Source organism: Rhodanobacter terrae (assembly GCF_042657005.1).
GTDB classification, from domain to species: domain Bacteria; phylum Pseudomonadota; class Gammaproteobacteria; order Xanthomonadales; family Rhodanobacteraceae; genus Rhodanobacter; species Rhodanobacter terrae.
Genome location: NZ_JBHSNG010000004.1, coordinates 104,679 through 120,162 on the forward strand (window position 1 = coordinate 104,679; position 15,484 = coordinate 120,162).

17 protein-coding genes are annotated in these 15,484 nt (G+C 65.9%); 10 read left to right on the forward strand and 7 right to left on the reverse strand.

The window, feature by feature from the left end:
• Window positions 1–28: 28 nt before the first annotated feature.
• Entirely contained in the window at window positions 29–385 is a 357-nt protein-coding gene (locus ACFPPB_RS05670) for a hypothetical protein (protein WP_377325222.1), read from the reverse strand.
• 288 nt (window positions 386–673) lie between these two features.
• Entirely contained in the window at window positions 674–1,435 is a 762-nt protein-coding gene (locus tag ACFPPB_RS05675) for a ferredoxin--NADP reductase (protein WP_377325224.1), read from the reverse strand.
• Between the two features lie 139 nt (window positions 1,436–1,574).
• On the opposite strand from ACFPPB_RS05675, the gene ACFPPB_RS05680 reads away from it, so the two are divergent.
• The 3 genes from ACFPPB_RS05680 (at window position 1,575) to ACFPPB_RS05690 (ending at window position 4,255) form a co-directional block, all read left to right on the forward strand.
• Window positions 1,575–2,504, forward strand: coding sequence for an ABC transporter ATP-binding protein (locus ACFPPB_RS05680; RefSeq protein WP_465269348.1), 930 nt, complete (start codon window positions 1,575–1,577; stop codon window positions 2,502–2,504).
• A gap of 158 nt (window positions 2,505–2,662) precedes the next feature.
• Window positions 2,663–3,442 (forward strand): ABC transporter permease, encoded by a 780-nt coding sequence (locus tag ACFPPB_RS05685; RefSeq protein WP_377325226.1) that lies wholly within the window; start codon window positions 2,663–2,665, stop codon window positions 3,440–3,442.
• A 93-nt stretch (window positions 3,443–3,535) separates the two neighbouring features.
• Window positions 3,536–4,255, forward strand: a complete 720-nt coding sequence (locus ACFPPB_RS05690) for a pseudouridine synthase (RefSeq protein ID WP_377325228.1) — start codon at window positions 3,536–3,538, stop codon at window positions 4,253–4,255.
• A gap of 116 nt (window positions 4,256–4,371) precedes the next feature.
• Here ACFPPB_RS05690 and tsaD read toward each other — a convergent pair whose 3' ends face one another.
• Window positions 4,372–5,445 carry a tRNA (adenosine(37)-N6)-threonylcarbamoyltransferase complex transferase subunit TsaD gene (tsaD, locus tag ACFPPB_RS05695; RefSeq protein ID WP_377325230.1) on the reverse strand — a complete coding sequence of 358 codons (1,074 nt, stop codon included), beginning with the start codon at window positions 5,443–5,445 and terminating at the stop codon, window positions 4,372–4,374.
• Window positions 5,446–5,513: 68 nt separating this feature from the next.
• Here tsaD and rpsU point away from each other — a divergent pair, with 68 nt between their 5' ends.
• Together rpsU and ACFPPB_RS05705 are read left to right on the forward strand one after the other, a co-directional pair.
• Window positions 5,514–5,729 carry a 30S ribosomal protein S21 gene (gene rpsU / locus ACFPPB_RS05700; RefSeq protein ID WP_007081639.1) on the forward strand — a complete coding sequence of 72 codons (216 nt, stop codon included), beginning with the start codon at window positions 5,514–5,516 and terminating at the stop codon, window positions 5,727–5,729.
• A 206-nt stretch (window positions 5,730–5,935) separates the two neighbouring features.
• Window positions 5,936–6,382: a GatB/YqeY domain-containing protein gene (locus ACFPPB_RS05705; RefSeq protein WP_377325232.1), complete on the forward strand. Its 447-nt coding sequence runs from the start codon at window positions 5,936–5,938 to the stop codon at window positions 6,380–6,382.
• A gap of 4 nt (window positions 6,383–6,386) precedes the next feature.
• Here ACFPPB_RS05705 and ACFPPB_RS05710 read toward each other — a convergent pair whose 3' ends face one another.
• Window positions 6,387–6,683 (reverse strand): hypothetical protein, encoded by a 297-nt coding sequence (locus ACFPPB_RS05710; protein ID WP_377325234.1) that lies wholly within the window; start codon window positions 6,681–6,683, stop codon window positions 6,387–6,389.
• 162 nt (window positions 6,684–6,845) lie between these two features.
• Here ACFPPB_RS05710 and ACFPPB_RS05715 point away from each other — a divergent pair, with 162 nt between their 5' ends.
• The 4 genes from ACFPPB_RS05715 (at window position 6,846) to ACFPPB_RS05730 (ending at window position 10,555) form a co-directional block, all read left to right on the forward strand.
• Window positions 6,846–7,016 (forward strand): DUF1328 domain-containing protein, encoded by a 171-nt coding sequence (locus ACFPPB_RS05715; RefSeq protein WP_072762138.1) that lies wholly within the window; start codon window positions 6,846–6,848, stop codon window positions 7,014–7,016.
• A gap of 45 nt (window positions 7,017–7,061) precedes the next feature.
• On the forward strand, window positions 7,062–8,840 hold the full coding sequence (gene dnaG, locus ACFPPB_RS05720) for a DNA primase (RefSeq protein ID WP_377325236.1): 1,779 nt from the start codon (window positions 7,062–7,064) through the stop codon (window positions 8,838–8,840).
• Between the two features lie 80 nt (window positions 8,841–8,920).
• Window positions 8,921–9,541 carry a DedA family protein gene (locus ACFPPB_RS05725; RefSeq protein WP_377325238.1) on the forward strand — a complete coding sequence of 207 codons (621 nt, stop codon included), beginning with the start codon at window positions 8,921–8,923 and terminating at the stop codon, window positions 9,539–9,541.
• 9 nt (window positions 9,542–9,550) lie between these two features.
• Window positions 9,551–10,555, forward strand: a complete 1,005-nt coding sequence (locus ACFPPB_RS05730) for a bile acid:sodium symporter family protein (RefSeq protein WP_377325240.1) — start codon at window positions 9,551–9,553, stop codon at window positions 10,553–10,555.
• A gap of 11 nt (window positions 10,556–10,566) precedes the next feature.
• On the opposite strand, the gene ltaE is transcribed toward ACFPPB_RS05730, so the two are convergent.
• The 3 genes from ltaE to lptF form a co-directional block, all read right to left on the reverse strand.
• Entirely contained in the window at window positions 10,567–11,586 is a 1,020-nt protein-coding gene (ltaE, locus tag ACFPPB_RS05735) for a low-specificity L-threonine aldolase (protein WP_377325242.1), read from the reverse strand.
• A 75-nt stretch (window positions 11,587–11,661) separates the two neighbouring features.
• Window positions 11,662–12,762 carry an LPS export ABC transporter permease LptG gene (lptG, locus tag ACFPPB_RS05740; RefSeq protein WP_377325244.1) on the reverse strand — a complete coding sequence of 367 codons (1,101 nt, stop codon included), beginning with the start codon at window positions 12,760–12,762 and terminating at the stop codon, window positions 11,662–11,664.
• Window positions 12,759–13,874 carry an LPS export ABC transporter permease LptF gene (gene lptF / locus ACFPPB_RS05745; protein WP_377325246.1) on the reverse strand — a complete coding sequence of 372 codons (1,116 nt, stop codon included), beginning with the start codon at window positions 13,872–13,874 and terminating at the stop codon, window positions 12,759–12,761. The genes lptG and lptF overlap by 4 nt, the downstream gene beginning before the upstream one ends.
• A 99-nt stretch (window positions 13,875–13,973) precedes the next feature.
• Here lptF and ACFPPB_RS05750 point away from each other — a divergent pair, with 99 nt between their 5' ends.
• The gene (locus ACFPPB_RS05750; protein ID WP_377325248.1) at window positions 13,974–15,458 is read left to right on the forward strand and encodes a leucyl aminopeptidase; all 1,485 of its coding nucleotides are present in this window, start codon (window positions 13,974–13,976) and stop codon (window positions 15,456–15,458) included.
• The last annotated feature ends 26 nt before the right edge of the window (window positions 15,459–15,484 follow it).

Below are 15,484 nucleotides of genomic sequence, written 5' to 3' on the forward strand. Positions count from 1 at the left end.
CGAAGGTCCCGGAAACCAGCGGAGCCGCTCATTCGTAGACCTGGGTTACCAGCATGGGGCGTTCCGCCGCAGCGTGGCCTGCCGCGACATAGTCGCTGAAATACTCCAGAACCCGATCCGGCTCAGCCGCGGTCAACTTGGTCACGGTGGCCACGTAAGCCGGCTTCGCTGCGCCTGCCGAAGCCGATCCTGGGCAATCGACGCCGAACGGCGAACCCGATATGCCACCCGCCTGGCTGCCGCTGGCGGGGACGACGCTGCAAGTGGGTGTGACGACCGCGCCGGAAAATGCGATCCGGCCACCGGCCGCCTTCGCATTCGAGGCAACAAGGCTCAGTGCGAGAGCGCATCCCGCCAGGCTGAAGCTGAAAAACGGACCTGTCATACCGTTCACCTCTCGAGGCGCATTCCGCGGATTGCGCGGCCCTCATGAGTGGCTCTCGGCCGGTTCGGTGCGATCTTGACGGGACTGGAGTCACCGACTCTCGATAATGAGACGGATGTCACACTATGCAGTGATATCCGGGCGCCCGGCCGCAACTGCCGGGGCGCCCATGTACGCGCGCACGGCGTGAACCGGTCGTGATGAATCGCGGTACAGGCAGCCACCCGTTCCGTGACAGGCGGAAACAGGTGGCTGTGGATGGTATCGACGCTTCCCGATAAAACTTGATCAACGCGAACTGATGTATTTCTCGCGGCGGATCTGCGGCACCGGCAGGCCGAATTCCTTCAGCGCGGCGAATGCCGCATCGACCATGTTCGGGTTGCCGCACAGGTAGGCGATGTCGCGGTCGGCATGCGGACCGAGTTCGGCCAGCACATGCTGTACATGGCCGCTGCGGTCGCTGGCGCGCGGGTTGGCGCGGGCTTCGCGGCTGAGGCAGCCATGGAAGATGAAGCCGGGATGGGTTTGCGCAAAGGCCTCGAACTCCTCGCCGTAGAGGAGCTCCGCCTCGGTGCGGGCACCGTACAGCAGCACCACTTCGCGATCTCCGGCCGCGAGCAGCTTCTCGATCTGCGGCAGCATGGCGCGGTACGGGGTGACGCCGGTGCCGGTGGCCAGCAGCAGATAGCGCGGATGGGTATCGGCGGCCTGCAGACAGAAGCGACCGTACGGGCCGCTGGCGTCGATGACGCCACCCGTCTCCAGACCGCCAAGCAATTGGGTGGCTGCGCCGCCCTCGACATAGCTCACCGCGATCTCGATGCGCCCGACTTCCAACAACCCGTTCGGAGAGCTGCCGTCGCCGATCGTCGCTACCGAGTAGCTGCGCTTGGTCGCCGTGCCGTCGTCGTAGTGGAAGTGCACCTGCAGGAACTGTCCGGGCTGGAACGCCAGCGGCTGGCCGTCGACGCGCTCGAATATGAGGTGGCGCACCGTAGGGGCGAGCATGAAGCCGTCGACGAGACGGAGCTGGAAGTGGTCGGCCATGAAGGTTTCCGGAAACGGTGTGTGCCGCCTGGCAGGCCAGACGGCAAGACTTGGCCCGCTATAATAAAGGCTAACCCCCTCGGTGCAGCCCATGTCCCCGCAGTATCCCGATAATCCCGATATGGCCGCCGCGCCAGATATGATCCCCGCGCTCGTCGTCGACAACCTGCGCAAAACCTACAGCAATGGCGTCGAGGCGCTGAAAGGTATCAGCCTTACGGTGCGGCCCGGCGATTTCTTCGCCCTGCTCGGCCCCAACGGCGCCGGCAAATCCACCCTGATCGGCATCCTGTCCTCGCTGGTGAACTCCAGCGGCGGCGATGCGAAGGTATTCGGCGTATCGGTCAACCACGACCGCAGCGCGGCGATGCGGCTGATCGGTCTGGTGCCGCAGGAGATCAACTTCAATCAGTTCGAGAAACCATTCGACATCTGCGTGAATGAAGCGGGCTTCTACGGCATCCCGCGCAAGATCGCCGCCGAGCGTGCGGAAAAATATCTCAAGGAGCTGCGCCTGTGGGACAAGGCGCAGATGCAGGCGCGCACATTGTCCGGCGGCATGAAGCGCCGACTGATGATCGCCCGCGCCATGATGAACGAACCGAAGCTGCTGATCCTCGACGAGCCCACCGCGGGTGTCGACATCGAAATTCGCCGTTCGATGTGGCAGTTCGTCAGCGGCATCAACGCCGCCGGCACCACGGTGATCCTCACCACGCATTACCTGGAGGAAGCCGAATCGCTGTGCCGCAATATCGCAATCATCGACCACGGCTCGATCATCGAGAACACCACGATGAAGCGGTTGCTGGCGACGCTGGACGTGGAGACGTTCGTACTGGACGTGACGGCGGTGCCCGACGAACTGCCAAACCTGCCCGGCGTCAGCTTGCGCCGTCGCGACGAACACACGCTGGAGGCCGAGATGGCCCGCTCGCACGACCTCAACTCGCTGTTCGCGACCCTGTCCGCGCACGGCATCCTGGTGACCTCGATGCGCAACAAGACCAACCGGCTGGAGGAGCTGTTCGTGCGGCTGGTCGAGAACGGACGGGAGAAGGCGGCATGAGCGCCGCGATCCTGATCCCCTCTCCCCCAAAGGCGTTGGGGGAGAGGGCCGGGCCGAGGGGGCGCTCTTGCTCCTCGAACATCCAGAGCCCCCCCTCACCCCCACCCTCTCCCCCGGCAAAGCCGAGGGAGAGGGTGGGACACCGCGGAGACCCACGCATGAGCAACACTGCCGCCAACCTGGTCGCCCTCAATACCGTCGTACGCCGCGAAATCGTCCGCATCATGCGGATCTGGACGCAGACGCTGATTCCGCCGGCGATCACCATGACGCTGTACTTCGTGATCTTCGGCAAGCTGATCGGCAGCCGCATCGGCACCATCCAGGGCGGCTTCAGCTACATGCAGTACATCGTGCCGGGATTGGTGATGATGAGCATCATCACCAACAGCTACGGCAACATCTCCAGCTCGTTCTTCGGCGCCAAGTTCAGCCGCGCGGTGGAGGAAATGCTGGTGTCGCCGATGCCGAACTGGGTGATCCTGCTCGGCTACGTTTCCGGTGCCGTGGTGCGCGGGCTCGTGGTCGGCATCCTGGTCTTGCTGATCGCCCTGTTCTTCACCGACCTGCATGTAGTGCATCCGCTGATCACGCTCGCCTCGGTGCTGCTGGGCGCCACGATCTTCTCGCTGGCCGGCTTCGTCAACGCGATCTACGCGAAGAAGTTCGACGACATCGCGCTGGTGCCGACCTTCGTGCTGACCCCGCTGACCTATCTGGGCGGAGTGTTCTATTCGGTGAACATGCTGGGCGAACCGTGGCAGGCGATCTCGCGGGCCAACCCCATCCTGTACATGGTCAACGCGTTCCGCTTCGGCGTGCTCGGCATCAGCGACGTGCACGTGGGCGTGGCGTTCGCGGTGATGCTCGCGTTCGTGGCCGGACTGTCGATCGTGGCGCTGCAGTTGCTGAAGCGCGGCATCGGGCTGCGGTCTTGAGGCATCCGTAGGAGCGCACCCTGTGCGCGATGCTCTTGCGTAACGTGACGAGGAGCATCGCGCACAAGGTGCGCTCCTACATCGAGGTTCGAAATGCGCGTCAACAAATACATCAGCGAAGCCGGCCTGTGCTCGCGCCGCGAGGCGGATGAGCTGTTGCTTGCCGGGCGCGTCACCCTCAATGGCGAGGTCGTCGGCACGGGCGCCAAGGCGCTGGAGGGCGACGAGGTGCGCGTCGATGGCGAGATCGTGCGTGCGCGCATGCTCGCGGCCACGCCGGCGGCGAAAAAGGCGGTGTACATCGCACTGAACAAGCCGGTCGGCATCACCTGCACCACCGACCACGGCGTCGACGGCAACATCGTCGACTTCGTCGATCATCCGCAGCGGATCTTTCCGATCGGGAGGCTGGATAAAGACTCCGAAGGATTGATCCTGCTGACCAGCAACGGCGATATCGTCAACGAGATCCTGCGCGCCGAAAACGGACACGAGAAGGAATACCTGGTTGCGGTGAACAAGGCCGTCACCGATGAATTCCTGGCCGGCATGGCCAAGGGCGTGTGCATCCGCGGCCAGATGACCCAGCCCTGCCGGGTGCGCCGGATCGCCAAGTTCGGCTTCGCTATCGTGCTGACCCAGGGCCTGAACCGGCAGATCCGCCTGATGGCCGCAGCGTTCGGCTACCGGGTGACCCAGCTGCGCCGCGTACGCATCGTCAACGTGAAGCTGGCCCACCTGAAGGTCGGGCAATGGCGCAATCTCACCGAAGCGGAGTTGAAGGGCCTGCTGCCCGGCCGCACGCAATGGTGAGCCGCCGCCGTTTTCTGTAGGAGCCCGCTGGCGGGCGATGCTGTTGCTTTAATGTCGGTAGGAAAAATCAGAACAACAGCATCGCCCGCCAGCGGGCTCCTACAACAGCAGGCGCTCTAGGCCGCGGGCAAGGTCTGCAGATCCCAGCGCGGATAAACCTGCACGGACATGTCCTGATGCTGGCCGCTGGCCAGCCGGATCGCCCCGGCCAGCGCGATCATCGCGCCGTTGTCGGTGCAGAAATCCAGTCGGGGGAAATAGGTCTGGAAACCATCTTTCACGCCGGCCGCAGCCAGCTCATTGCGCAGTCTCCGGTTCGCACCGACGCCGCCGGCGATCACCAGCCGCTGCGCGCCGCTGGCCTGCAGGGCGCGGCGGCACTTGATGATCAGCGTGTCCACGATGGCTTCCTCGAACGCGCGGGCGATGTCGGCGCGGGTCTGCTCGCTCTGGTCGGACTGCTGCCAGGCCAGCAGCACCTGGGTTTTCAGGCCGGAGAAGCTGAAATCCAGGCCCGGCCGGTCGGTCATCGGGCGCGAGAAGCGGAAGGCGCCCTGGCGGCCCTGTTCGGCCAGTTTCGCCAGCGCCGGGCCACCGGGGTACGGCAGCCCCATCATCTTGGCAGTCTTGTCGAACGCCTCGCCGGCGGCGTCATCGAGGGTATCGCCCAGAATCGTGTACTGGCCGATCGCCTTCACCTCGACCAGCAGGGAGTGGCCGCCGGACACCAGCAACGCCACGAACGGCGGCTCGGGCGGGTTGTCCTCCAGCAGCGGAGCCAGCAGGTGACCCTCCATGTGGTGCACGCCGATCGCCGGCACGCCCAGCCCCCAGGCTAGCGCGCGCCCGGCCGAAGCGCCCACCAGCAAGGCCCCGACCAGGCCGGGACCGGCGGTATAGGCCACGCCGCCCAGGTCCTGCGCGGTCAGGCCGGCCTCGGCCAGCGCCTCGCGGATCAGCGGCAGCAGCTTGCGTACATGGTCGCGGCTGGCCAGTTCCGGCACCACGCCACCGTAGTCGGCATGCAGCTTGATCTGGCTATACAAGGTGTGCGCCAGCAGCCCTCGGCCGGGCGCCTCCGGCTCCCAGCGCAGCAGCGCCACCCCGGTTTCGTCGCAAGAGGTTTCGATGCCCAGCACCGGGCCTGGGGCGGGCTTGTTCGCCGGCTTTGAAAATTCTGTGATATCCACGGTATAATTCGCGGCTCGCCCTATTTGACAGTCCCGTACAAGCGGGCAGATTACCACTCGGAGTTTCCATGCCCAACGTAAAAGTTCGCGAGAACGAGCCGTTCGAGATTGCACTGCGTCGTTTCAAGCGTACCTGCGAGAAGGCCGGCGTCCTGGCTGAAACGCGCAAGCGTGAGTTCTATGAGAAGCCGACCCAGGAGCGCAAGCGCAAGCGCGCTGCCGCGGTGAAGCGTCATCTGCGCCGTCTGTCGCGTGACGTCTCGCGCAAGGTCCGCTTGTACTGAGTTTCCCGGTCCATCGCCTGCCGATGGATCATGCGGCGCCCCCGGCGCCGCGCATGAAAGGAAACACGGTCGGCGCGGGTTCTCGCAGCCGCCGCAAGCACTCGGATTCGAACTGGCCGGTGTTGTCCGCAGGACAACGCCGGCTTTGTCGTTTCCGTAGAATGGTTTTTCCTCGCCCGCACCATCCCATTTCAGAGGTCCCCGCCATGACGCTCAAGCAGCAGCTCACCGAAGACATGAAAACCGCCATGCGCGGAGGTGACAAACACCGCCTGGGCGTGATCCGGCTGATGCTGGCGGCGATCAAGCAGCGCGAGGTGGACGAACGGATCGAGCTGGACGACATGCAGGTGCTGGCCACGCTGGAGAAGATGCTCAAGCAGCGGCGCGATTCGGTCAGCCAGTTCGATGCCGCCCAGCGCGAGGATCTGTCGGCGATCGAGCGCGCCGAGATGGTGGTGATCGAGACGTACCTGCCGGTCAAGCTGAACGAAGCCGAGATCGACGCGTTGATCACCGCCGCCATCGGCGAGACCGGCGCCAGCTCGGCCCGCGACATGGGCAAGGTGGTGGCCGCGGTGAAGGGAAAAGCCGCCGGCCGCGCCGACATGGCCGTGGTATCCGGCAAGATCAAGGCCAGGCTGGCCGGCTGAGGCTTCAGCGCGCCCGCGTCGCCAGCAGGATCAGCACCAGCATCAGCAGCCCGGCGATCGTCGCCAGCGCCATGCGCCGGCGCTGGCGGCGCAGCCGCTGCCAGTTCGCCAGATCCAGGAAATAGCGCCTCTCGCCCGGGCAACGCAGTACTGCGCGGCCCACCAGCTGGTGCCAGGCCATGCCCGGCTTCAGTCCCAGCTGCTCCACGGTACGCGTCGCCGCCGCCGTGGTCGCGGCGGCCTGTTCGAACGCACGCACCAGCGCGCGCTGCTTGTGCATCATCACCGCGGTGATCGCCATGCCCGCTCTTCCTGTCAGCCCGACCGCGCAGCTTGCCGACCGCCGCCGTTGACGGCAAGCCCGCGATGCATCGCGTTCACGCCCGGTTCGCTACAAAAAGCGGCACATGGCTCGCCGGATGCTCTTCCACCGTGCGGCCGCTCATCGCCGCAGGAGATACGCATGCTCAAGTGGGCCATCATTTTCGCCATCGTCTCGCTGATTACCGGCTGGCTTGGTTTCGGTTCGGTTTCCGGCGTGACCGCAACCATCGCCAAGGTGCTGTTCGCGTGCTTCGTGATCTTGTTCCTGCTGGCGGTGCTGGCAGTGATCGGGGTGATCCATCTCCTGTAGCCAGCGCGACGTCCGGCAGCTGCCGGGAATGTAGACTAGGTCGTTATGCGCGGTCTGATTCCCGACAGCTTCATCGATGAACTGCTTGCTCGCGTCGACATCGTCGACGTGATCGAGCGGCGGGTGCCGCTGAAGAAAGCCGGACGCGAGTGGACGGCGTGCTGCCCGTTCCACAACGAACGCTCGCCATCGTTCTATGTCAGCCCGGCCAAGCAGTTCTTCCATTGCTTCGGTTGCGGCGCGCACGGCAGCGCGTTGAAGTTCCTGATGGACTACGAGCGCCTGGAATTTCCCGATGCGGTCGAGGAACTGGCGCAGACGGTCGGCCTGAAGGTACCGCGCGAAGGCGGTCGCGAGGCCGCACCGCGCGAGGACAAGACCGATCTCTATGCGCTGCTGGACGCAGCCGCGAGCTGGTACGAAGACGAGCTGCCGCGCAACGCCGACGCGCAGGCTTATTGCAAAAAGCGTGGGCTGGACGCAGAAACGATCAAGCGCTTCCGCCTCGGCTGGGCCCCGGCCGGCTACGACGGCGTGATCAAGTCGCTGGGCAACAGCGAGCGGCGCATGCAGCTGCTGAACGAAGCCGGCATGGTCGCCAGCAGCGAGCGCGGCAGCAAGTACGACCGCTTTCGCGAGCGGCTGATGTTTCCCATTCTCGACCGCCGCGGGAGAGTGATCGCATTCGGAGGAAGAATTCTCGAAAAGTCCGGCGAGGGATCGCCGGTTCTTGATCCTCGCGCGCAGGACACGCGCAAAAGTGATGGCCCGAAATACCTGAATTCGCCCGAGACGCCGCTATTCCACAAGGGCCGCGAGCTGTTCGCGTTGTGGCAGGTCAAGCAGGCCAACGCGAATCTGCCGCGTATCGTGGTGGTCGAGGGCTACATGGATGTGATCGCGCTGCACCAGGCCGGACTGCCGATCGCGGTGGCCACGCTGGGCACGGCGACCACGCCGGAGCACACCGAGGTGCTGTTCCGTGCCGCGCCAGACGTGGTGTTCTGTTTCGACGGCGACCGTGCCGGCCGTGCTGCCGCGTGGAAGGCGCTGGAGTCCGCGCTGCCACGACTGCGCGATGGCCGCCAGGCGTATTTCCTGTTCCTGCCCGATGGCGAGGACCCCGATTCGCTGGTGCGCAAGGAAGGCAGGGCCGGCTTCGAACAGCGCATCAAGCAGGCGATGCCGCTGTCGGATTATTTCTTCAGCGAGCTGTCGCACGACGTGGAGATGAGCAGCCTCGACGGCCGCGCGCGGCTGGCCGAGCGGGCGCGTCCGCTGATCGCGAAACTGCCCGACGGCGCGTTCCGCGACCTGATGGCGCAGGAACTCGAAAAACGCAGTGGCGCCCGCGCCATGCTGCAGGCCGACCCCGCCGCGCATCGTGCCGTGCAACGCCCGGTGGCGGTGCAGCGCAGCCTGGTGCGCAGCGCGATCTCGCTGCTGCTGGCACAACCCGGGCTGGCCGACCTGGTGGAGAAACCCTATCGCTTCCTGCGCCTGGACAAACCCGGCGTGGAACTGCTTGCCGAACTGCTCGACATCGCCCGATCGCGTCCCGGCATCAATTCCGCCATGCTGGTGGAACACTTCGCCGAGCGGCCGGAATACCCGTCGCTGCAGAAACTGATGGCGGCGTTGTCGGTGGGCGAACCGGAAATCCAGCGTCTCGAGTTCGTTTCGGCGCTCGAGCGCATGGAGCACCAATCGCTGATCCAGCGCCGCAATTCCCTCAGTGCACGGCGCGATCAGCTCAGCGACGACGAGAAGGCGGAGCTGCGCACGCTGCTGCCGCTTCGTGAGCAGATGAGCGCCAAATCATGATTTGCAGCACCACGGCGAACCGCCGACCGGCACGCGCCGCGGCCAGCGCAGGGAACTCCGCACACGAGGCATGGACATAGATGGATCTGCTGCAGCATCTGATCACGATCTTCGCCGAGAACGGCTACATCGCGGTGTTCATCGCGTTGATGATCTGCGGCGCCGGCCTGCCGTTGCCGGAGGACATCACCCTGGTCGCCGGCGGCGTGATCGCTGGGCTCGGCTACGCGAACGTGCACGCGATGTTCGCACTGGCGATGTTCGGCGTGTTGCTGGGCGACGCCGGCATCTTCCTGCTCGGCCATCATTACGGTGCGCGCATCCTGCAGTGGCGCTTCGTCGCGCGCGTGCTGACCCCTTCACGCTATGCCATGGTCCAGGAAAAATTCGCGCGCTACGGCAACCGCATGCTGTTCTTCGCGCGCTTCCTGCCCGGCATGCGTACCACGATCTACCTCACCGCCGGCACCACCCATCGCGTGTCGTTCCTGCGCTTCTTGCTGATCGACACGCTGGCTGCACTGATCAGCGTTCCGTTCTGGGTATATCTCGGTTACTTCGGCGCGGACAACCACGAGTGGCTGGTGATGTGGATACAGCGCGGCCAGAGCAGCCTGTGGGCGCTCGTCGGCATCCTTTCGCTGACCCTGCTGGTGCTGTGGTGGCGGCATCGGCGCCGCGCGCGCTGCGGGCTGGACTGAGTCACCCGCATGCCTTTGCAGCGCTTTCGCCCGGACAATTTCACCCTCACCCTGCTCGCCACCGTGATACTGGCCTCGCTGTTGCCGTGTCGCGGCGAGGCGGCGCGGGTATTCGACGGGATCACCGACGCCGCGATCGCGCTGCTGTTCTTCCTGCACGGCGCCAAGCTGCCGCGCACGGCGATCGTGCAGGGCATCGCGCACTGGCGGCTGCACCTGACCGTGCTGGCCGGCACCTTCGTGCTGTTTCCGCTGTTCGGGTTGGCGCTGCGGCCGCTCGGGCATGCGTTGCTGACGCCTGAGCTCTATCTCGGCGTGCTGTTCGTCTGCGCGCTGCCATCGACGGTGCAATCGTCGATCGCGTTCACCTCGATCGCCGGCGGCAACGTGTCGGCGGCGGTGGTCAGCGCCTCGATGTCGAACCTGATCGGCATCGTGCTGACGCCCTTGCTGGTGGGCGTGCTGCTGGCCAGCCACGGCGCGATCGGCATATCGTGGCGAGGCGTGCTGGATATCGTGCTGCAGCTGATGTTGCCGTTCGTGCTGGGCCATCTGGCGCGGCGCTGGATCGGCGACTTTGTCGACCGGCACAAGCCGCTGCTGGGATTCACCGACCAGGGCACCATCCTGCTGGTGGTCTATACCGCGTTCAGCGCGGCGGTGGTCGAAGGGCTGTGGCGCAACACGCCGGTTTCAGCGTTGTTGTGCACGCTGGCGGTGTGCGCTCTGCTGCTGGGGCTGGTGATGACGACGATACGCTGGATCGCGCGCCGGCTCGGTTTCCGCCGCAAAGACGAAATCGCCATCGTGTTCTGCGGCTCGAAGAAGAGCATGGCCAGCGGCATCCCGATGGCCAGGATCCTGTTCGCCGGCCAGCTCGGCGGCCTGGGCGCACTGGTATTGCCGCTGATGATCTTCCATCAGTTGCAGCTGATGGTGTGCGCGGTAGTGGCGCGGCGCTATGCCGCGCAAGGCGATCATCCCGTCGCGCAGGACAGTCGCGAAGCCGACTGAGCAGGCTTCGCTCAGCCGCGGCCGAAGAAGGCGGCGAATGCCTGGACCGTGCGCTCGATGTCGTCGTCGCCGATATCCAGATGCGTCACCAGCCGCAGCGTGGGCAGGTAGCCGATGCTGATGCGGATGCCGGCTTCGCGCAGATGGACGTCCAGGTCGCGCAGACGTTCGGCCGGCACATCGATGAAGACCATGTTGGTGTACTGGCCGAGCAGGTCGATGCCGGCGATTTCGCGCAGGCGCCCGGCCAGATATTCCGCGCGGTGGTGGTCGTCCGCCAGCCGCGCCACGTGATGGTCCAGCGCATACCGACCGGCCGCCGCGAGGATGCCGGCCTGGCGCCAGCCGCCGCCGGCGACCTTGCGCCAGCGGCGTGCCTTGTCGATCAGCCCATGCGAACCGACCAGCACCGAACCCACGGGCGCCCCGAGCCCCTTCGACAAGCATATCGACACCGTGTCGAAATGCCGTGCGATCTCGCGCGCCGGTACGCCGCAGGCCACCGCGGCGTTGTACAGGCGCGCGCCGTCCAGGTGCAGGCCGAGGCCGTGCGCATGCGCCACGTCGTGCGCGGCGGTAAGGTAGTCCAGCGGCAACGTGCGGCCGTGCCAGGTGTTTTCCAGCGCCAGCAGGCGGGTGCGCGCGAAGTGCGGATCGAGCGGCTTGATAGCCGCCTCGATGCTTTGCAGCGGCAGCGTGCCGTCGGCCGCCTGCACGATAGGCTGCGGCTGGATCGAGCCGAGTACCGCCGCGCCGCCACCCTCGAACTTGTAGGTGTGCGCGTCCATGCCGACCAGGTATTCGTCGCCGCGTTCGCAATGCGCCAGCAACGCCAGCAGGTTGGACTGCGTGCCGCTGGGCACGAACAGTCCGGCATCGAAACCGAGCTCGTCGGCCAGCCGCTGCTGCAACGCGTTGACCGTGGGATCCTCGCCGTAGACATCGTCGCCAACGTCTGCCTCAAGCATCGCCGCACGCATCGCCGTGGTGGGCCGGGTCACCGTGTCGCTGCGCAGATCAATCACGTGCATTGCCGATCCTTTAGTCTCTGTCTGAATCCGATGCTTCGATATTACGGCCTGCCGATGTCGCACCGGCTGTCGCGCTCAGGCGCTTCGGCGGAAATACAGCCACGCCGCCAGCGCCAGTATCGAAGCCGGTAGCAGATTGGCCAGCAGCGGCGGCATGCCGTAGACCGTTCCGAAATTCACCATCGCCTGCTGCAGGAAATACCAGCCGATAGCCAGCAACATGCCGATGAACATGCGCTTGCCCAGGCCACCGGAGCGCAGCGTGCCGAATGCGAACGGCATCGCGCACAGCACCAGCACCAGCACGTTGAGCGGATACAGCGCACGGCCCCAGAACGCCACCGCATAACTGCCCGGGCTCTCGCCGTTGCTTTCCAGATAATGCATGTTGCGGCGCAAGTCGCGCATGGAAAGATATTGCGGCTGGATCACCGACTGCGCCAGCACCTGCGGATTGAGGCTGGACTGCCAGGGCTGGCTGGCCAGCAGAGTGGTATGCGTGCCCTGCGCATCGAGCGTGGTGCTGCGCACGTCCCGCAGGATCCATTCCCGCCCGTCGTGTTCGGCGGTCTTCGCCCATTCGAAGCGGCTGAGCTGGCCCTCGTCGGTGAAGGTGAATACGCGTACGTCGCTCAACTGCACCGTGCTCAGGCCGTCGTGCCGTTTCAGCGACGTGCCGCGGGCGTTGATGAAGCTGTTGCCGTCGCGTGCCCACAAGCCGCTGTTGGTGCCCATGCCGAGGTCGGCGGACTTCATCCGCAGCTGCATCGTCTGCGCCTGCTGATCGCCCCAGGGTGCGGCCGTCTCGCCGAGGACCACCACCCCGACGATCAGCGCCGCCACCACGCCGACTGCCGAACCGGCGATGCGCAGCCGCGACATTCCCGCCGCGCGCAGCGCGGTCAGTTCGCCGGTGCCGGCCAGGCCGCCCAGGCCGAGCAGGCCGCCGATCAACGCGGCGTTGCCGAACATCTCGTAGGCGCGGCGCGGAAAGGTCACCAGCACATAGACGATCGCGTTGCTCAGCGTGTAGCCGTTTTTGCCGACATGGACGAGCTGGCGCAGGAACTGGGTCACCGCATCGAAGCCGGTCAACACCAGCCACACCATCAGCAGCGAGCCGAGCACGCTCATCGCCACCAGCCGGTCGACCCGCTTGACGTTGAACACGCTCATATCCACGCGCCCGCTCGCGGCTGGCGCAGCTTGCGCGGGGAATACTGCTTCCACAACATCCAGCCGGCCAGCGCCAGCACCAGTGCATGCAGCGCCCACAACGGCGCCTCGCTGTGCCAGTGGCCCTTGCCGATCTGCGCACGGCCGAGCATCAGCAGCAGGTAATAAAGATAGAAGCTGACGACCGCCAGCAGCAGGCGACCGTACTTCGGCTCGCGCGGACTCTGCCGCGACAGCGGCAATGCCAGCAGCAGCAATACCAGGGTCAGCGGCGGCGCATTGGCGCGCCAGGCAAACTCGGCCCGATCAGTCGGATCGTTCGACCGGGCCAGTGTCCAGCTGTCCTTCGAATGAGCCGGGTCTTCGTCGTCACCCGCCTGCACGCTGGAGAGCGAGGTGTCGTTGCGCTCGTACTGCATCTGTCGCCAGTTGTCGGTGCCCAGCGGAATCTCGTATTGCCAGCCGTTCTTGAACGCGATGAAACGGCCGTTGCCATCGCTCTCCTGGTACAGCTCGCCGTTGGCCGCGTAGACGACCTTCAGATGTGGCGGCCCTTTCTTGTCATCGCTCTGGGTGGCGACGAACGTGCGGCCCAGCTTGCTGCCATCGCGGCTCAGGCTGTCGACGAAAATGATGCCGCCCTTGCCCGGCAGGTTGGTGAAACGACCCGCATCCAGACCGGCGGCGATCACCGAACGATTCGCCGCGGCCACCATCGCGTCGCTGGTGCGCACGGCCCACGGTCCCAGCCACAGCGATACCAGCGCGGTAATCGCCACCAGCACCACGCCGAGAATCAGCGCCGGCCGCAACAGGCCGCGCGGCCCCATGCCGGAGGAGGCCAGCACGTGCATCTCGCTCTCGCGGTACATCCGGCCCAGCCCCATCAGCACGCCGATGAAGCTGGCCAGCGGCATCATGTTGGTCAGCCCGTCCAGCGTCTGCAGACCAAGCACCTGGAACATCACGCTGGCCGGAAAACTGCCGTTGGCGACCTGCTGCAGCACCTTGGCAAACGCGCTGCCGGCGACGATCACCAGCAAGACCACCACGGTGGCGGCCACGGTCTGCGCCAGTTCGCGCAGGAAATAGCGGTCGAGAATGCTCAGCATGCGATAAACTTGTCCGCTTACCCACCGCACCCGGTCGGGCCGGCAAACCGCAAGTCTAGCCTGTCCGGCCGCTGCCGGGCCCATACAGGAATTACCCCGATGACACTTCAGTTCAGCCTCGGCACCGCCGCCCCTGAAACCGTCGACACCGCCTGCGTGCTGGTGGGCGTGTACGAACACGGCGTGCTGACCAGCGCCGCGGCACAGTTGGACAGCGCGGCCGGCGGACTGATCAAGCACCAGGTGGAAAGCGGCGACATCAGCGGCAAGGCCGGCAGCAGCACGCTGCTGTTCGCGCCCGCCGGCATCGCCGCCAAACGCATCCTGGTGGTGGGCCTGGGCACCCAGAAATCGTTCGATGCGGCGCGTTTCCAGAAGGTGAACATCGAGGCGGCACGCGCACTGGGCCGCTTGCCGGTGGCCAATGCGGTGTCCTATCTGACCGAAGTGGACGTTCCAGGCCGCGACGGCGCCTGGCGCGTGCGGATCGCCGCGCTGGCCAGCGACCATGCGGCTTATCGCTACACCGCCACGTTCAAGCCGCGCGAGAAGGGCAAGCAGCCGGAACTGGCCGCGCTCACGTTCGCCGCCGGTGCCGACGCACAGGCTGGCCTCGATCAGGCGATGGCCATCGCCGAGGGCGTGCGCTTCGCCCGCGAGCTGGCCAACCTGCCGCCGAACATCTGCAACCCGGCCTATATCGCGGCGCAGGCGCAGGCCTTCGCCGACGCGCAGGACAAGGTCAGCTGCAGCGTGCTCGATGAAGTCGCGATGGAGAAGCTCGGCTTCGGCTCGCTGCTTGCCGTGGCGCGCGGTTCGATCAACAAGCCGCGGCTGATCGCGCTCGAGTACAAGGGCGGCAACGCCGGCGACAAGCCGTACGCGTTCGTCGGCAAGGGCGTCACCTTCGATTCCGGCGGCATCAGCCTGAAACCCGGCGCCGGCATGGAGGAGATGAAGTTCGACATGGGCGGTGCGGCCGGCGTGCTCGGCGCATTCGTCGCCGCCGTGAAGATGGGCCTCAAGCTCAACCTGGTCTGCGTGGTGCCGAGCGTGGAGAACATGCCCGACGGCGACAGCTACCGTCCCAGCGACGTGCTGACCAGCCTTTCGGGCCTCACCATCGAAGTGCTCAACACCGATGCCGAAGGCCGGCTGATCCTGTGCGACGCGCTGACCTGGACCGCGCAGACGTTCCAGCCGCAGGCGCTGATCGACGCCGCCACGCTCACCGGCGCCTGCGTGATCGCGCTGGGCAAACATGCCTCCGCCCTGATGAGCAAGCACGACGATCTCGCCGCCGAGCTGCTCGCCGCGGGCGAGGAAACCCTCGACCGCGCCTGGCGCCTGCCGCTGTGGGACGACTACCAGGCGCAACTCGAATCCGGTTTCGCCGACGTCGCCAACATCGGCGGCAAGAGCGCCGGAGCGATCACCGCCGCCTGCTTCCTGTCGCGCTTCACCGAGGGCCAGCGCTGGGCCCATCTGGACATCGCGGGCACGGCGTGGGACGAAGGCCGCAAGGGCCTGGCCACCGGCCGTCCGGTCGCGTTGCTGGCGCAGTGGCTCATCAATCAGCAGTGAGTCGAGAGGAGTGAGAAACGAGTAAG

Bases quoted from the DNA above. Each gene is read 5' to 3' on its own strand.
- ACFPPB_RS05670 (WP_377325222.1), bottom strand. From the start codon at position 385: ATGACAGGTCCGTTTTTCAGCTTCAGCCTGGCGGGATGCGCTCTCGCA.
- ACFPPB_RS05675 (WP_377325224.1), bottom strand. From the start codon at position 1,435: ATGGCCGACCACTTCCAGCTCCGTCTCGTCGACGGCTTCATGCTCGCC.
- ACFPPB_RS05680 (WP_465269348.1), top strand. From the start codon at position 1,575: ATGATCCCCGCGCTCGTCGTCGACAACCTGCGCAAAACCTACAGCAAT.
- ACFPPB_RS05685 (WP_377325226.1), top strand. From the start codon at position 2,663: ATGAGCAACACTGCCGCCAACCTGGTCGCCCTCAATACCGTCGTACGC.
- ACFPPB_RS05690 (WP_377325228.1), top strand. From the start codon at position 3,536: ATGCGCGTCAACAAATACATCAGCGAAGCCGGCCTGTGCTCGCGCCGC.
- rpsU (WP_007081639.1), top strand. From the start codon at position 5,514: ATGCCCAACGTAAAAGTTCGCGAGAACGAGCCGTTCGAGATTGCACTG.
- ACFPPB_RS05705 (WP_377325232.1), top strand. From the start codon at position 5,936: ATGACGCTCAAGCAGCAGCTCACCGAAGACATGAAAACCGCCATGCGC.
- ACFPPB_RS05710 (WP_377325234.1), bottom strand. From the start codon at position 6,683: ATGGCGATCACCGCGGTGATGATGCACAAGCAGCGCGCGCTGGTGCGT.
- ACFPPB_RS05715 (WP_072762138.1), top strand. From the start codon at position 6,846: ATGCTCAAGTGGGCCATCATTTTCGCCATCGTCTCGCTGATTACCGGC.
- dnaG (WP_377325236.1), top strand. From the start codon at position 7,062: ATGCGCGGTCTGATTCCCGACAGCTTCATCGATGAACTGCTTGCTCGC.
- ACFPPB_RS05725 (WP_377325238.1), top strand. From the start codon at position 8,921: ATGGATCTGCTGCAGCATCTGATCACGATCTTCGCCGAGAACGGCTAC.
- ACFPPB_RS05730 (WP_377325240.1), top strand. From the start codon at position 9,551: ATGCCTTTGCAGCGCTTTCGCCCGGACAATTTCACCCTCACCCTGCTC.
- ltaE (WP_377325242.1), bottom strand. From the start codon at position 11,586: ATGCACGTGATTGATCTGCGCAGCGACACGGTGACCCGGCCCACCACG.
- lptG (WP_377325244.1), bottom strand. From the start codon at position 12,762: ATGAGCGTGTTCAACGTCAAGCGGGTCGACCGGCTGGTGGCGATGAGC.
- lptF (WP_377325246.1), bottom strand. From the start codon at position 13,874: ATGCTGAGCATTCTCGACCGCTATTTCCTGCGCGAACTGGCGCAGACC.
- ACFPPB_RS05750 (WP_377325248.1), top strand. From the start codon at position 13,974: ATGACACTTCAGTTCAGCCTCGGCACCGCCGCCCCTGAAACCGTCGAC.